The sequence below is a fragment of the Streptomyces sp. NBC_01335 genome, assembly GCF_035953295.1.
Taxonomy (GTDB): domain Bacteria; phylum Actinomycetota; class Actinomycetes; order Streptomycetales; family Streptomycetaceae; genus Streptomyces.
This window is the reverse complement of sequence record NZ_CP108370.1, coordinates 7,968,661-7,983,271: the sequence shown is the minus strand read 5'-3', so window position 1 is coordinate 7,983,271 and position 14,611 is coordinate 7,968,661. Positions and strand designations below refer to the sequence as shown.

Annotated in this window: 10 protein-coding genes; 9 read left to right on the top strand and 1 reads right to left on the bottom strand. The window is 72.7% G+C overall.

Annotated features, from left to right (window positions below; all coding sequences use genetic code 11):
- Positions 1 to 231 precede the first annotated feature (231 nt).
- The 7 genes from OG599_RS33570 (at position 232) to OG599_RS33540 (ending at position 7,862) form a co-directional block, all read left to right on the top strand.
- The gene (locus tag OG599_RS33570; RefSeq protein WP_327179739.1) at positions 232 to 1,263 is read left to right on the top strand and encodes an amino acid ABC transporter permease; all 1,032 of its coding nucleotides are present in this window, start codon (positions 232 to 234) and stop codon (positions 1,261 to 1,263) included.
- Positions 1,260 to 2,066 carry an amino acid ABC transporter ATP-binding protein gene (locus OG599_RS33565; RefSeq protein WP_327179738.1) on the top strand — a complete coding sequence of 269 codons (807 nt, stop codon included), beginning with the start codon at positions 1,260 to 1,262 and terminating at the stop codon, positions 2,064 to 2,066. The genes OG599_RS33570 and OG599_RS33565 overlap by 4 nt, the downstream gene beginning before the upstream one ends.
- Positions 2,067 to 2,182: 116 nt before the next feature.
- On the top strand, positions 2,183 to 3,202 hold the full coding sequence (locus OG599_RS33560) for a transporter substrate-binding domain-containing protein (RefSeq protein ID WP_327179737.1): 1,020 nt from the start codon (positions 2,183 to 2,185) through the stop codon (positions 3,200 to 3,202).
- 70 nt (positions 3,203 to 3,272) lie between these two features.
- Entirely contained in the window at positions 3,273 to 4,382 is a 1,110-nt protein-coding gene (locus tag OG599_RS33555; protein WP_327179736.1) for an FAD-dependent oxidoreductase, read from the top strand.
- A 66-nt stretch (positions 4,383 to 4,448) separates the two neighbouring features.
- Positions 4,449 to 5,216 carry a GNAT family N-acetyltransferase gene (locus OG599_RS33550; RefSeq protein ID WP_327179735.1) on the top strand — a complete coding sequence of 256 codons (768 nt, stop codon included), beginning with the start codon at positions 4,449 to 4,451 and terminating at the stop codon, positions 5,214 to 5,216.
- Positions 5,217 to 5,280: 64 nt separating this feature from the next.
- Positions 5,281 to 6,516, top strand: a complete 1,236-nt coding sequence (locus OG599_RS33545; protein WP_327179734.1) for an LLM class flavin-dependent oxidoreductase — start codon at positions 5,281 to 5,283, stop codon at positions 6,514 to 6,516.
- Positions 6,513 to 7,862 carry an NtaA/DmoA family FMN-dependent monooxygenase gene (locus OG599_RS33540; RefSeq protein ID WP_327179733.1) on the top strand — a complete coding sequence of 450 codons (1,350 nt, stop codon included), beginning with the start codon at positions 6,513 to 6,515 and terminating at the stop codon, positions 7,860 to 7,862. Before OG599_RS33545 ends, OG599_RS33540 begins: the two co-directional genes overlap by 4 nt.
- Positions 7,863 to 7,995: 133 nt before the next feature.
- Here the strand turns inward: OG599_RS33540 and OG599_RS33535 are convergent, their stop codons facing one another.
- Positions 7,996 to 11,289 (bottom strand): S8 family serine peptidase, encoded by a 3,294-nt coding sequence (locus tag OG599_RS33535; RefSeq protein ID WP_327179732.1) that lies wholly within the window; start codon positions 11,287 to 11,289, stop codon positions 7,996 to 7,998.
- A gap of 509 nt (positions 11,290 to 11,798) precedes the next feature.
- Between OG599_RS33535 and murJ the strand changes: the two genes are divergently transcribed.
- On the top strand, positions 11,799 to 13,382 hold the full coding sequence (murJ, locus tag OG599_RS33530) for a murein biosynthesis integral membrane protein MurJ (RefSeq protein WP_442809727.1): 1,584 nt from the start codon (positions 11,799 to 11,801) through the stop codon (positions 13,380 to 13,382).
- Between the two features lie 70 nt (positions 13,383 to 13,452).
- Positions 13,453 to 14,595: a winged helix DNA-binding domain-containing protein gene (locus tag OG599_RS33525; protein WP_327179731.1), complete on the top strand. Its 1,143-nt coding sequence runs from the start codon at positions 13,453 to 13,455 to the stop codon at positions 14,593 to 14,595.
- The last annotated feature ends 16 nt before the right edge of the window (positions 14,596 to 14,611 follow it).

Here is a 14,611-nt window from a genome sequence, read left to right as displayed (position 1 = left end):
TGTCGCCCTCCTCCCCGCGTACGTCGTCGCACGAGTGCGGTGCCTGCCGCTCGTGTACCTGCGGGCTGCCGGCCTGCGCACCGCACTGCGGCTGCTGACCGGCCGGACCACGTCCGCCCCGCCCGTCTCGCGTTCCCCCGCAACCCTGCCCGGACTCGGGCCGGGGTTCCCGATTCGGCCCGACCGCGTGCCGCGCGCGCCGCCCGGCCCCCTTTGACCGCTGGAGTACCCATGCCCGAGACGTCCGCGCCCCCGGAAGACCCGGTCGCCGCCGGCTCTCCCTCCGCCCCGCCCGGAGAGCCCCCGGCGCCGAAGCCCGCCGCCCGCGCCGCCTCGGCACAGGATCCGCGTCCGGCGGCCGAGCGGGTGCTGCCGCTGCGCCACCCGTGGCGGTGGGTGCTCACCGCGGTGGTCGTCGTCCTGGTGGCCCAGTTCGTCCACGGGCTGGTGAGCAACCCGTTCTACCAGTGGAGCCGGTTCTCGTACTGGTTCTTCCGCCCGGTGGTCCTCGACGGTCTGCTGATCACGCTCGAAGTCGCCGCCCTCAGCGCGGTGTTCGGTCTGATCGGCGGGGTGATCCTCGCGCTGGGACGGCTGTCGCCCAATCCGGTGCTGCGGTCCGTCTCCTGGGTCTACATCTGGCTGCTGCGCTCGGTACCGCTGATCGTCGTGCTGCTCTTCCTCTACAACTTCAGCGCGCTGTACCAGACGTTGAGCCTGGGCGTTCCGTTCGGGCCGGCCTTCTTCGAGTTCGACGAGTCCCGGCTCGCCACCGACATGACCGTCGCCGTGGTCGGCCTCAGCCTCAACGAGGCGGCGTACGCGGCCGAGGTGGTCAGGTCCGGCGTGCTCTCGGTGGACCAGGGCCAGCACGAGGCGGCCTCGGCACTGGGGCTGCCGCGCGGATACCAGTTCCGCCGCATCGTCTTCCCGCAGGCGCTCCGGGTGATCGTGCCTTCCTACGTCAACCAGCTGATCGGCCTGGTCAAGGGCACCTCGCTGGTCTTCTACGTCTCGCTGCTCGATCTGTTCGGCACGGTCCAGAGCCTCGGCTCCACCTACTCCGGGGACATCGTCCCGCTGCTGCTGGTCGCCACCCTCTGGTACGTCATCCTCACCAGCGTCATCTCGGTGATCCAGTTCTACGTGGAGCGCCACTACTCGCGCGGCGCGCTGCGCACCGTACCCCCGACCCCGCTGCAGAAGTTCCGGGCCGCCGTCCGGGCCGCCCGTTCCAGGACCGCGATCGGATCGAGCACATGAGCGTCATCGCCCCGCAGAGCACGAAGAGCCCCGTACGCGCCGAGCCGGTGGCGGTGGAGATCCACGGCGCGCACAAGTGGTTCGGTGAACACCAGGTCCTGCGCGGCATCGATCTGACGGTCGAGCCGGGTTCGGTGACGGTGATCCTCGGGCCGTCCGGGTCCGGCAAGTCGACGCTGCTGCGTACGGTGAACCACCTGGAGAAGCTGGACATCGGCCATGTGACGGTCGGTGGCGAGCCGATCGGGGTACGGCACCACCGCGGCCGGCTGAAGGAGCTGCCGGAGCGCACCATCCGGGCGCAGCGCAGCCGGATCGGTTTCGTCTTCCAGAACTTCAACCTGTTCCCCAACCTCACGGTGCTGGAGAACGTGGCCGCCGCGCCGACCGCCATCGGTCTCGCGGACCGCGACGGTGCCCGCGAGCTCGCCCGTGCCCTCCTCGAACGGGTGGGACTGGCGGACAAGGCGGACAGCTACCCCCGCCAGCTGTCCGGGGGCCAGCAGCAGCGGGTCGCCATCGCCCGGGCGCTCGCCCTCGAACCGGGCGTGATCCTCTTCGACGAGCCGACCTCGGCGCTCGACCCGGAACTGGTCGGCGAAGTCCTTTCCGTCATCAAGGAGTTGGCGACCGGAGGCACCACGCTGATCGTGGTGACCCATGAGATCGGGTTCGCCCGGGAGGTCGCCGACCAGGTCGTCTTCCTGGACCAGGGCGTGATCGTCGAGCAGGGGAAGCCCGCAGAGGTGCTGGACAACCCGCGCGAGGCCCGCACCAGGGAGTTCCTGGGCAAGGTCCTCTGACTCCCCGACCCCTGCCTGATCACCGGTCAGCCACCTGTTGGAGCGAGGCTGTTCAGCCTGGCTCTTCTCCCCCACACGTCCTCTCACCTGTGCTCCATCACCCACAAGGAACCGACATGTCCCGCCGCAGATCCCGTCTGTCCACCCTCGCCACCGCCGGCACCGTCCTGGCCCTCGCCGCCGGGCTCAGCGCCTGCGGTGACAGCGACACCGAGGACTCCGCCGGCGCTTCGGCCGCCGCCAAGGGATCGGTCGTCATCGGCGCCGCCTCGAACGGGGCCGCCAAGGAGATCACGCTGGACGTCCCCGAGGTCGCCTCGATCCGCGCCCAGCTGCCCAAGTCCGTCATCGAGGACGGGAAGTTCACCATCGGTCTGGGGATGCTCCCCGCCGGTTCCGCGCCGCTCGGCTACGTCGGCGACGACCAGAAGACGATCACCGGATCCGAGCCCGACCTCGGCCGCCTGGTCGCCGCCGTCTTCGGTCTGAAGGCCGAGCCGAAGAACGCGACCTGGGAGAACCTGTTCGTCGGGATCGACAGCGGGCGCACCGAGGCCGGCTTCTCCAACATCACGGACACCGAGGAGCGGAAGAAGAAGTACGAGTTCGCCTGCTACCGCCAGGACAACCTCGGGTTCGAGGTGCGCAAGGAAGCGGACTGGGACTTCGGCGGCGACTACAAGAACCTGGCGGGCAAGACCATCGCCGTGGGCTCCGGCACCAACCAGGAGAAGATCCTGCTGGAGTGGCGGGACAAGCTGAAGACCGAGGGCAAGAAGCTCGACGTCAAGTACTTCGCGGACAACAACAGCGCGTATCTGGCGCTGAACTCGGAGAAGATCGACGGGTACTTCGGTCCCAACCCGGCCATCGCCTACCACATCACCCAGTCCGCGAGCACCCCGCAGCCCACCCGCAGCGGCGGTACGTACTCGGGTGCAGGGGCGTCGCTGCAGGGGCTGATCTGCGCCACGGCGAAGAAGGACAGCGGGCTCGCGAAGCCGTTGGCTGATGCCATCAACTACCTGATCGAGCACGGTCAGTACGCGAAGTGGCTGGAGGCGTGGAACCTCAAGGACGAGGCCGTGCAGAAGGCCGAGGTCAACCCTCCGGGCCTGCCGATCACGAACTCCTGATCCACCGGACCGCACCTCGGCCGGGCCGGGGTGCGGCCGGACGCACGACAGCAGAGAGGAAAGACCCGTCATGGCACCCAGTGTGGTGATCGTCGGCGGCGGGGTCATGGGCGCCTCGGCGGCCTGGCGGCTGGCGGCCCGCGGCCACCGGGTCACGGTGCTGGAGCGGTTCGGGCCCGGCCACGACCGGGGCAGCTCGCACGGCAGCTCCCGCATCTTCCGGCTGACGTACGCCGATCCCTGGTACGTCAGGCTCGCCCTGCGGGCGCTGCCGCTCTGGCGGCGGCTGGAGGAGGAGTCCGGCCGGCCGGTACTGACGGTCACCGGGGCGGTCGACCACGGGCCGCCCGGAACCGTCGGTGAGCTCGCCGCCACGCTGGCGGCGGCGGGCCGTCCGGGGCTGGTGCTCAGCCCGGCCCGGGCGGCCGAGCGCTGGCCCGGGCTGCGCGCCGACACGACCGTGCTGCATCACGCGGAGGGCGGCCGGCTGCACGCCGACGCCGCCGTGGCGGCGCTGCTCGCGGCGGCTTCGGGCCTCGGCGCGGATGTCCGCCACGGGGTGCGGGTGCGCGGCCTGCGCCCGACGGGGAGCGGCGTCACCGTCGAGACCGACCAGGGCGGCCCCCTCGTCGCGGACGCGGCCGTGGTCGCGGTCGGCGGCTGGTCGCCGTCGGTGCTGCCCGGTTTGGTGGACGGGCTGCCGCCGCTGCGGGTCACCCAGGAGCAGCCGCTGCACTTCGCGGTGGACGGTGCGCTGGAGTGGCCGGCGTTCGTGCACCATCCCGGCGCCGGGTTCGACGAACCGGGCGGTGTGTACGGGCTCGGCAGCACGGACGGCGTCAAGGTCGGGTTCCACGCGGTCGGGCCGGTCGTCGACCCCGACCACCGTGACCGTACCCCCGATCCGGTGGCGGTCGAGCGGCTGGAGGCTTACGTGCGTACCTGGCTGCCCGGTCTGGCCCCGGCCGTCCCCGAGCCGGTCACCTGTCTCTACACGTCCACGCCCGACCACGACTTCGTGGTCGACCGGCGCGGCCCGGTGACGGTGCTCGCCGGTTTCTCCGGTCATGGATTCAAGTTCGCCCCCGCCGTCGGGGAGCTGGCGGCGGACCTGGTCGAGGGCCGGCCGGGGGCCCGGCGCTTCGCCCTCGGGCGCCCCCTGCCCGCCACCGCCGGCTGACCCGGCCCGTCCCCGCCCACCGTGCCGGCGTACGGCACGGTCCCACCGAAGGAAGAACGGCCTCACATGTCCACCGAAGTCCAGCCACCGCACTCCCTCCCCAGGACCGACCCCGTCTCCGCCCGGCCCCCGGGGCCCGAACCGCACGTGCTGGACAACGCCGCCTGGGCTGCTCTGACCGGGGCGCACCGTCGTTTCGCGGAGATCGTCGGCTCCGCCGCCCGCTACCAGAGCGACGTCGCCCCCTTCGTGGCGCTGCGCGACTCCGGGGACGCGCGTGCCTGGGACGATCTGGCGGTGCTCCTCGGGCCCGGCGCGCAGACGGCGGTGACCGGGGTCAGCAGGGTGCCGGACCACTGGGAGACCGTGGAGGAGGCGGGGGGCGTGCAGCTCGTCGCGGACACCCTGGTCACGCGCTCCGATCCGGAGGCCGTCCGGCTGACCACGGCCGACGTCCCCGAGATGCTGGACCTGGTGAGGCGGAACAGGCCGGGGCCGTTCCTCCCGCGCACCATCGAGCTGGGCGCGTACTTCGGGATCCGGCGCGGCGGAAAGCTGGTGGCGATGGCCGGCGAACGGCTGCGGCCCCCCGGCCACACCGAGATCAGCGCGGTCTGCACGGACGCCGAGCACCGCGGCGAGGGGCTCGCCACCCGGCTGGTCCGCCATGTGGCCGACGGCATCCGGGACCGCGGGGACGTTCCGTTCCTGCATGCGGCGGCCACCAACCAGAACGCCATCCGCCTCTATCTCTCGATCGGCTTCGCCCTGCGCCGGCGCAATCTCTTCGCCGTGGTCCGCGCCCCCGGCGGTGACCCCGCCGGGGCCGACTGACCCCGGAGCGGGCCGGCCGCGTCTCCCCGTACTCCACAGCCGATCAGGAAAGGCACTTCCCGCCATGTCGCAGTCCCCCTCCTCACCTCCCGAACCCCTCCATCTCGCCGTGGCGCTCGACGGCACCGGCTGGCACCCCGCGTCCTGGCGCGAGCCGGGGGCCCGCGCCTCCGAGCTCTTCTCCGCCGGGTACTGGCTGGACGCCGTGAAGGAGGCGGAGCGCGGCCTCCTCGACTTCGTCACCTTCGAGGACGCGCTGTCGCTCCAGTCCACCGACCCGACCGCCGACGACCGGCGCACCGACCAGGTGCGCGGCCGTCTCGACGCGGTGCTGATCGCCTCCCGGGTGGCGCCGTCGACCCGGCACGTCGGACTGGTGCCGAGCGTGGTGGCCACCCACACCGAGCCGTTCCACCTGGCGAAGGCCATCGCGACGCTGGACTTCGTGAGCGGTGGCCGTGCCGGGGTCCGGGTCAAGGTCTCCGCCTCGCCGCACGAGGCGGCGCACTTCGGCCGCCGGGACCTGCCGCCGTTCCGTCCGCAGGACTATCTGCTGCCGGAGACGCAGGTGCTGGTGCGCGAGCTGTTCACCGAGGCCGCCGACTACGTCGAGGTGCTCCGCAGGCTCTGGGACAGCTGGGAGGACGACGCGGAGATCCGCGACGCCGCCACCGGGCGGTTCATCGACCGCGAGAAGCTGCACTACATCGACTTCGAGTCCAAGCACTTCAGCGTCAAGGGCCCCTCGATCACTCCGCGTTCGCCGCAGGGCCAGCCGCTGGTGACCTCGCTGGCCCACGCGACCCTTCCGTACGAGCTGGTGGCCGGCTCCACGGACGTCGGTTACGTCACCCCGCACGACGCCGCCGAGGCGCGGGCGGTGACCGAGGAGATCCGGGCCGCCCAGGAGGCGGCCGGGCGGGGCGGGGAGACCGTCCACGTCTTCGGGGACCTGGTGGTCTTCCTCGACGAGACGGCGGGCAAGGCGGAGGAACGCCGCCGGCGCCTCGACGACGTGGCGGGCGCTCCTCTGACGAGCGACGCCGAGATCTTCACCGGCACCCCCGCCGAGCTGGCCGATCTGCTGCTGGACTGGCAGCGGGCGGGCCTGACCGGGTTCCGGCTCCGTCCGGCGGTCGCGGCCCACGACCTGCCGGCCATCGGCCGGGGCCTGGTGCCCGAGCTCCAGAGCCGTGACGCGTTCCGTCGCGCGTACGAAGCCGACTCGCTGCGCGGCCTCCTCGGCCTCTCGCGTCCCGCCAACCGTTACGCCCGGGTCCGGGCCGGAGGACAGTCATGAGCGACAACCTGAAGCAGATCCACCTCGCGGCCCACTTCCCCGGGGTCAACAACACCACGGTCTGGAGCGACCCGGAGGCCGGCAGCCAGATCGACTTCGCCTCCTTCAGCCACTTCGCGCGCACCGCCGAACGGGCCAAGTTCGACTTCCTGTTCCTGGCCGAGGGGCTGCGGCTGCGCGAGCAGGGCGGTGCGATCTACGACCTGGACGTGGTGGGCCGCCCGGACACCTTCGGCATCCTCGCCGCGCTGGCGGCGGTCACCGAGCGGATCGGCCTGGCCGGCACGATCAACTCCACCTTCAACGAACCGTACGAGGTGGCACGGCAGTTCGCCTCCCTGGATCACCTCTCGGCGGGCCGTGCGGCGTGGAACGTCGTCACCTCGTGGGACGCGTTCACCGGCGAGAACTTCCGCCGCGGCGGCTTCCTCGCGGAGGAGGACCGCTACACCCGCGCCGAGCAGTTCCTGCGGACCTCCTGGGAGCTGTTCGACTCCTGGGCCGAGGACGAGGTCCTCGCGGACGCGGAGAGCGGGCAGTTCCTGCGCAGCGCGGACGCCGGTACGTTCGCCCACCGCGACCAGCACTTCGACATCGCGGGCCGCTTCAACGTGCCGCGCTCCCCGCAGGGCCGCCCGGTGATCTTCCAGGCGGGCGACTCGGACCAGGGCCGGGAGTTCGCGGCGGCCACCGCGGACGCCATCTTCAGCCGGCACTCCGCCCCGGAGCCCGGCCGCGCGTTCTACCAGGACGTCAAGGGCCGGCTGGCCCGCCACGGGCGCGAGCGGGACGACCTGCTGATCCTGCCCGCGGCCACCTTCGTGCTCGGCGACACGGACGCCGAGGCGGAGGAGCGCGCGCACGAGGTGCGGCGCAGTCAGGTCAGCGGCCAGACCGCGATCAAGTTCCTTGAGCACGTGTGGAACCGGGACCTGTCCGGTTACGACCCGGACGGGCCGCTGCCCGAGATCGACCCCGACACCGGTGAGCACACGGTGACCCGGGGCCGGGCGAGTGTGCGGATGGTCCGCGATCCGCTGGCGACCGCGGCCGAGTGGCGGCAGCGTGCGAAGGCGGAGGGCCTGTCGATCCGTGAGCTGGTGATCGAGACCAGCGCCCGGCAGACCTTCATCGGCTCGCCCTCGACGGTCGCCCGGGCGCTGAACGACTCGGTGCAGAGCGAGGTGTCCGACGGCTTCATCCTCGCCCCGCACCTGGTGCCCGGCGGCCTGGACGAGTTCGCCGACACGGTGGTCCCGCTCCTCCAGGAGCAGGGCGTGTTCCGTACGGAGTACGAGGGGACGACGCTCCGGGACCACCTGGGACTGCGTACTCCGAAGGGCTGACCGGCCGGCGGGCTCCGGCATCGGCCACACCCCGTGTCGGACCGCGGCGGTATCAGCAACGGGGTGCGCCGCCTGTTCCTGCTCCGTCGGTGCGAGCGGGCCGGGTCCTTCGGACACCGGCCCGCTCGTCGCCCTACCGGCCGGACTTGTTGACCTGGAAGGCCCGGGTGACGGTCTGCTCCACCGCGCTGCCGTCGCTCGCCGCGGCCGTCGCGCGCAGCGTCGCGTACGCGGCACCGGCGGGTGCGGTCAGGTCGGCGTGGGCGGGTGTTCCGTGCCCACCCCGGGTGAGCCCGACGCGGCGCCAGGTGACGCCGTCGTCCCAGCTGACTTCCAGTTGTGCCGGACCGACCGTGGCCGCCGTCGCCCCCGGGGCCCGCTGGACCGCCACGTCCACACGCGTCGTGGCGTGGCGGGCCGCGCCGCCGGACGCGTCGAGACCGTGCGGCGTGAAGCGGACGGCCATGAGCGGCAGGATGGTTCCCGCGCCGTCGTCGGTGTCCGAATCGAAGGTCCACTCCGACCGCACACGCGTCGACAGCGCGGCATAGGACTGGTCACGCGTGAGGTCCGCGGTGAGCGTGTAGTGACCGGGACCGGCCGGAGCGGCGGTGGACTTGCCGGTGCCGACGGCGTTCCAGGCGTTCACCTTCTCGCCGTCCCTGGCCAGCGTGAGCGTGCCCGACGCACCCCAGTCGCTGCCGCCCCTGCTGCCGTCGCCGTCCACGAACCACGGTGTCGCCGTCCACACCATGCTGTCCCCGACCCGGTAGAAGGGGGCGGCCGGGAGCGCCGGTCCGACCACCGCGGCCGCGAAGTCCAGGCGGTCCACGGCGCTCCGGCCGAAGGCCCGCGCCGGGGTCGCGATGGACTGGCGGCCGGCGATCGTGGCCCGGTCGAGCCACTCGCCGGCCGTACGGTAGTCGTGCACGGTCGAGGGGAAGCGGACCTGCTGGTCGATGAAGAGCGGCAGCAAGCTGTCGTCGTCGGGGGTGGCCGCCGTGGTGCCCGCGGCGGGGGTGCCCTGGGCGTCGAGGTGCACGCGCACGTCGGTCAGATCGCGGCGTCCTACGGAGAAGGAGGGCCGGGCGGGGACGCCGTGGCTCCAGTCGCGCGCCACGTGGTAGAAGAAGGGGCTCGGCGCCGACGAGGAGGCGCCTTCGGCCGCGAACACGGCGAACGTACGGTATCGGGCGTCCGCCTCGTCGAACGGTGTCGCGTACAGCGACTGTCCGGCGAGCGCACCGGTGGTGACCACGCTCAGCGTGTACGTTCCGGCGCCGGCGGGCAGTGCGAGCGCGGCCTGCACGGCCGTGGCCCGGGCCCGGGGATCGTGGACGTCCGCGCCGACCGGGGCCGCGGTGCGGGCGTCGAGGTCGACCGAGGTGTCCGTGACGGGCGTGACCGAGGTGACTGCCATCGTGGTGGTGCGTTCCGTGCCGGTGCCGCTGCTGATGGTCATTCCGATCCAGTACTGCGCCTCGGGTACGGAAACCGATCCGGTGCCCGCGTTGATACGGACCGGGTAGCGGTCACCGGTCCAGCGGTTGACCACCAGGGCGGTCCCGGTCGCCGGGGTGCCGTCGCGCTGCTGTGCGTGGAGCGTGAGCTGGTGCGTGGGTATCGGGCTGTCGACGCCGAGGATCGTACGGGTGACGGGCGTGCCGTCCTGCGAGGCGGTGAGGATCGCGGACCACGGGCCGTGCGGCAGCAGAGCGGCGCGGGTGGTGACGGTCGCGGTCGCGGTGCCGTGTGCGGGGACGGTGACCTTGTCGCGGTCGACGGCGAACTGTTCGGCGTTGCCCGGCTGGGCGGTGGGCGACAGCGGCCTGTCGAGGGTGAGGTCGAGCGTCGTGTCGCTGTCACCGGAGTTGGTGAAGGTGACGGTGTGCTCGGCGTTCCTGCCTGCCCCCTCCGCCCAGTCAGGAGTGGTCGTCAGGTTCGCGGGAGAGGCGAGGACGGTCTGCCGGACGGCGCGGCCCGCGTCCACCCGGCCGGTGCCCTGTTGGTAGGCCGAACGCTTCGCGTCCGGTTCGGCGCTGTTCATGAGTGCCGTCTTGATCTGCTCACCGCTCCAGCCGGGGTGCGCCTGGGCGACGAGCGCGGCGGCGCCCGCCACGTGCGGCGTCGCCATCGACGTACCGCTCTTGGCCGTGTGACCGCCACCCGCCTTGGCCGCGACGATGTTGACGCCGGGCGCCGTGATGTCGGGCTTCACGGCGTTGTCGCCGACGCGCGGACCCCGGCTGGAGAAGGCGGCCAGCTGGTCGTCGGCGTCGACCGCGCCCACGGCGAGCGCCGCGTTCGCGATGGCGGGCGCGCCGACCGTGGCGGTCCCGTACTCGCCGTCGTTGCCCGCGGCGACGACGAAGAGGGTGCCGGTGCTCGCCGACAGGTCGTCGATGACCGCGATCGCCGGATCCGTCTCGTCCGCGGGGCCGCCCAGGCTCAGGTTGACCACCTTGGCGTGGACGGTGTTGACGGCCCAGTCGATGCCGGCGAGAAGCGCGGACGTGGGGCAGGAGCCGGTGCTGTCGCAGACCTTGCCCACGGCGAGTGAGGCGTCCGGCGCGACACCGCGGTACGTGCTGTCGACACCGGCGATGGTGGACGCCACGTGGGTGCCGTGGCCGTTGTCGTCCTCGGCGGTGGCGCCGCCGAGGAAGTTGGCCGAGACCGTCACCCGGCCGGCCAGGTCGGGATGGTCGGAGTCGTAGCCGCTGTCGAGGACCGCGACCGTGACCCCCTTGCCGGTGTATCCGTCGCCCCAGGCCTGGGGAGCGTTGATCTGGGGGACGCTTTTGTCCAGGGCGATGTGCATCCGGCCGTCCAGCCACAACTTGTTCGCCCCTCCCGCGAGCGAGCGGCCGGTACCGGACGTCAGGCGCTTCCAGGTGGTGGCGGCGTCGGTGCTGCCGCGCGGATCGAGTGCGGTCAGGCCGAGGCGGGAGATCGCGCTCCCCGGGCGTGCCGCGCTGCCGGCCGCCGCGCGGGCCTTGTCCGCGGCACCCGAGCCCTTGGCGTGCTGGACGATCAGGCCCACCGCGCCGCGCGCGCCGGTGCCCTGGGTGCCGTATCCGGCCTCCAGCAGTGCCTTGACGTCGAAGAGCCGCGGGTCGAGCCGGCCGGCGGCGAGCAATGGCTCGGCGTCGGCCGGCACGACGCTGACATCGTCGGACCCCGTGGAACTGGTCGTGAAGGTGACGTTCGCCCGCCCGGGTGCGGGGGTGACGGTGGCCGAGCGGATCTCCGCACCGGAACGCTCGACCGTCACGGCGTCGCCGGTGGGCAGCGGCACCGTGAGGGTGGTGACAGCGGGTGTGCGGGGACCGGCGGCCGGAGCGGCCGGATCCGCCGCGTGGGCGGCGGAGGCGGGTATGAGCGCCGCCACCAAGCCGGCGGCGGCTGCGATGGATCTGACATGCACGGAGAGGACCCCCAAAGATCGCGGAAGCGGGACGCGTCCGATCGTGACAGCGGGGGTACCGGCAACTCCGTTCTTCGGGTGGCGACTTGGCGACGCGTCGCAGACCCGCCACCGCGGGGTGCGCCGGGAAGGGGCGCAGGATCGCCCGCTGCCTCGCGTACTGTCGGCGTCGGCAGGAGGCACTCGACACGGGCGGCTCGGAACGGATGCGACTCCGTCTCGCCCGTCCACGAGGTAGAGATCATCGCCGCGCGCACCTGCGGTCTGCTGCGCCGGAAGCTCTGCACCGGCGGCCAGGTGATCGAGACGCACGGAGAACGGGAGACATCGATGGGCGGAGCAGCCGACAACACTCTGTACCGGGCGTTCCACGCCTGTCCGGCGCACCGGTGACGGCGTCGGAGGCGACCGGGCCGGTCGCGCCGGCGGGCCCGGTGGAGGCCCCGGGCCCGGGGCCGGAAGCGGAAAGGCCCTCGAAGCCCGCGTCGACGCTGCGGAGCGGGGCCGTGATGGCGGCGGGGTCGGTGGTCTCCCGGGCCACCGGGTTCATACGCTCGGCGGTCGTCGTCGCCGCGCTCGGCACCGGTCTGCGGGCCGACGGCTACACGGTCGCCAACACCGTGCCCAACATCCTCTACATCCTGCTCATCGGCGGGGCGCTCAACGCGGTGTTCGTCCCCGAACTCGTGCGGGCGGCGAAAGAGCACGCGGACGAGGGCGTCGCGTACACCCAGCGGCTCCTCACCGTCTGCACGGCCGGTCTGGTCGCCCTCACCGCCCTCGCCGTCGTCGGGGCTCCGCAGATCGTCGCCGCCTACACCGACTACTCGGGCGAGCAGGCGGACCTCACGATCGCCCTGGCGCGCTGCTGCCTGCCCCAGATCCTCTTCTACGGGCTCTTCACCCTGCTGGGTCAAGTACTCAACGCCCGGGGCCGGTTCGGCGCGATGATGTGGGCCCCGGTCCTCAACAACCTCGTGGTGACCGCCGTCTTCGGGCTGTACCTCGCCGTCGCTGCGGACGCGGGCGGCGATCCGAGCGCCGCGCAGACGCGGTTGCTCGGCTGGGGCACCACCGCCGGGATCGTGGTGCAGACGCTGGCCCTGGTGCCGGTGCTGCGGGCGGCCGGGTTCCGCTGGCGGCCCCGCTTCGACTGGCGGGGCAGTGGTCTCACCAGGCCGTTGCGGTCGGCCGGCTGGCTGGTGATGCTGGTCCTGACGAACCAGGCCGCGTACTGGCTGGTGACCCGGCTCTCCACCCTCACCGGGCAGCACGCGGTGGACGAGGGGGTGGCCGGAGGCGCGGGGTACACCGCGTACAGCAACGCCTACCTGCTCTGGGTGGTGCCGCAGGGGATCGTGACGGTCTCGCTGGTCACCGCGCTGATGCCCCGGATGAGCCGGGCGGCGGCCGAGGGCGACCTGCCGGGGGTGCGCCGGGACCTGTCGTACGCGCTGCGCACCTCCGCGGCGGTCGTGGTGCCGGCGGCCTTCGCCCTGTTGGCACTCGCCCCCTGGGTGATGGGTTCGGTCTTCGGGTACGGCCGTACGAGTGGGGCCGACGTCACCGTGATGGCGGGGATGCTGCGGGCGTTCGCGCCGGGTCTGATCGCGTTCTCGGGGCAGTACGTGCTCTCCCGGGGGTTCTACGCGCTGGGTGACACCCGTACCCCGTTCCTGCTCAATCTGGTGATCGCCGGTCTCAACGCGGGCCTCGCCGGGGCCGCTTATCTGCTGCTGCCCGCGCGCTGGGCGGTCACCGGGATGGCAGGGGCGTACACCCTGGCCCTCTTCGCGGGGTTCGCGGTCACCGGGTACGTCCTGCACCGCAGGCTGACCGGGCCGCGCGGGCGGCGCCGAGCGCCCTGGCGGTCAACGGCGTTGTGGGCGCAGGTCCGGCTGGTCGTGGCCTGTCTGCCCGCCGCCGCGCTCGCGTTCGGTGCGGCCAGGGCCTGCGCCGGGGCCGGCGATCCGGTGGCGGCCCTGGCCGGAGCGGCGGCCCTGGCGGCGGTGGTCGCTCTGCTGGCGCGCCCGCTGCGCCTGCGGGAGATCGGTGCGCTGCTCGCGTCCGCGCGGGGCCGGCTTCACCGGTAGGGGGTCCGGCGGACCTGGCCGTGACGGTCCACGAGACCGTGCCGGGGCGGAACCCGGCACAATGCCCGCCATGAAGATCACCGCGCGCGAACTGAACCGGGCGACCCTCGACCGCCAACTGCTGCTGCGGCGGGAGCCGCTGGACGCCGCCGAGGGGGTGCGCCGGGTGCTCGCCCTGCAGGCGCAGCAGCCCGCCTCGCCGTACGTCGCCCTGTGGAACCGGTTGGCGGGCTTCGATCCGGCGGAGCTGGACGCGGCGTTCACGGAGGGCGTGGTGGTCAAGGCGACGCTGATGCGGATCACGCTCCACGCGGTGCACGCCGAGGACTACCGGGTGCTGCGCGAGGCGATGCAGCAGACGCTGCACGCCTCGCGGCTCGGGTTCCGGTTCGCGGCGGCGGGCCTCACCCCGAACGACGCCTTCCGACTGGTGCCAGAACTGCTGGAGTTCGCCGAACGGGCCCGCACTGTGAAGGAGTTGGACGCGTGGCTCGAAGCGCGGGTGGGCGCCGGCAAGAAGGCCGGGGCGCTGTGGGGGCTGCGAGGATACGCTCCCCTGCTGCACGCCCCGGCGGGCGGGCCGTGGTCGTTCGGGGCCAGAACGTCTTACGTGGCGGCGGCGTCCCTCCCGGCGGCCACGGGGCGGGAACACGTGCCGGAGGCCATGCGCCACCTCGTGCTGCGCTACCTGAAGGCGTTCGGGCCCGCTTCGGTGGCGGACGTGGCGCAGTTCGCCATGGTGCGGCGCGGACCGGTGCGCGAGGCGCTGCGGGCTCTCGACGGTGTCGTCGAACAGCTCGAAGGGCCGGACGGAACGGTGGTGTTCGACACCGTCGGGGCAGGCCGTCCGGCGGCCGAAGTCCCCTCCCCGCCCAGGCTGATGGCGATGTGGGACAGCGTTCTGCTGGCGTACGCCGACCGGAGCCGGGTGATCCCCGAGGAGTACCGGCGCGAGGTGATCCGTATCAACGGTGACGTGCTGCCGACGGTACTGGTCGACGGTTATGTCGCGGGGGTGTGGCGTCCGGTCGACGGCGGTGTCGAGGTGACGGCCTTCCGCGACCTGAGTCCGGCCGCCTGGGAGGGGCTCGCCGAGGAGGCCCGCTCCCTCAGCATCCTGCTGACGGACCGCGACCCCCTGGCCTACAGCCGCTACCGCCACTGGTGGACCAAGCTCTCCGGCTCACAGGTACGGGTCCTGGCGCCCCGGTGACCTACCCCCGGACCCG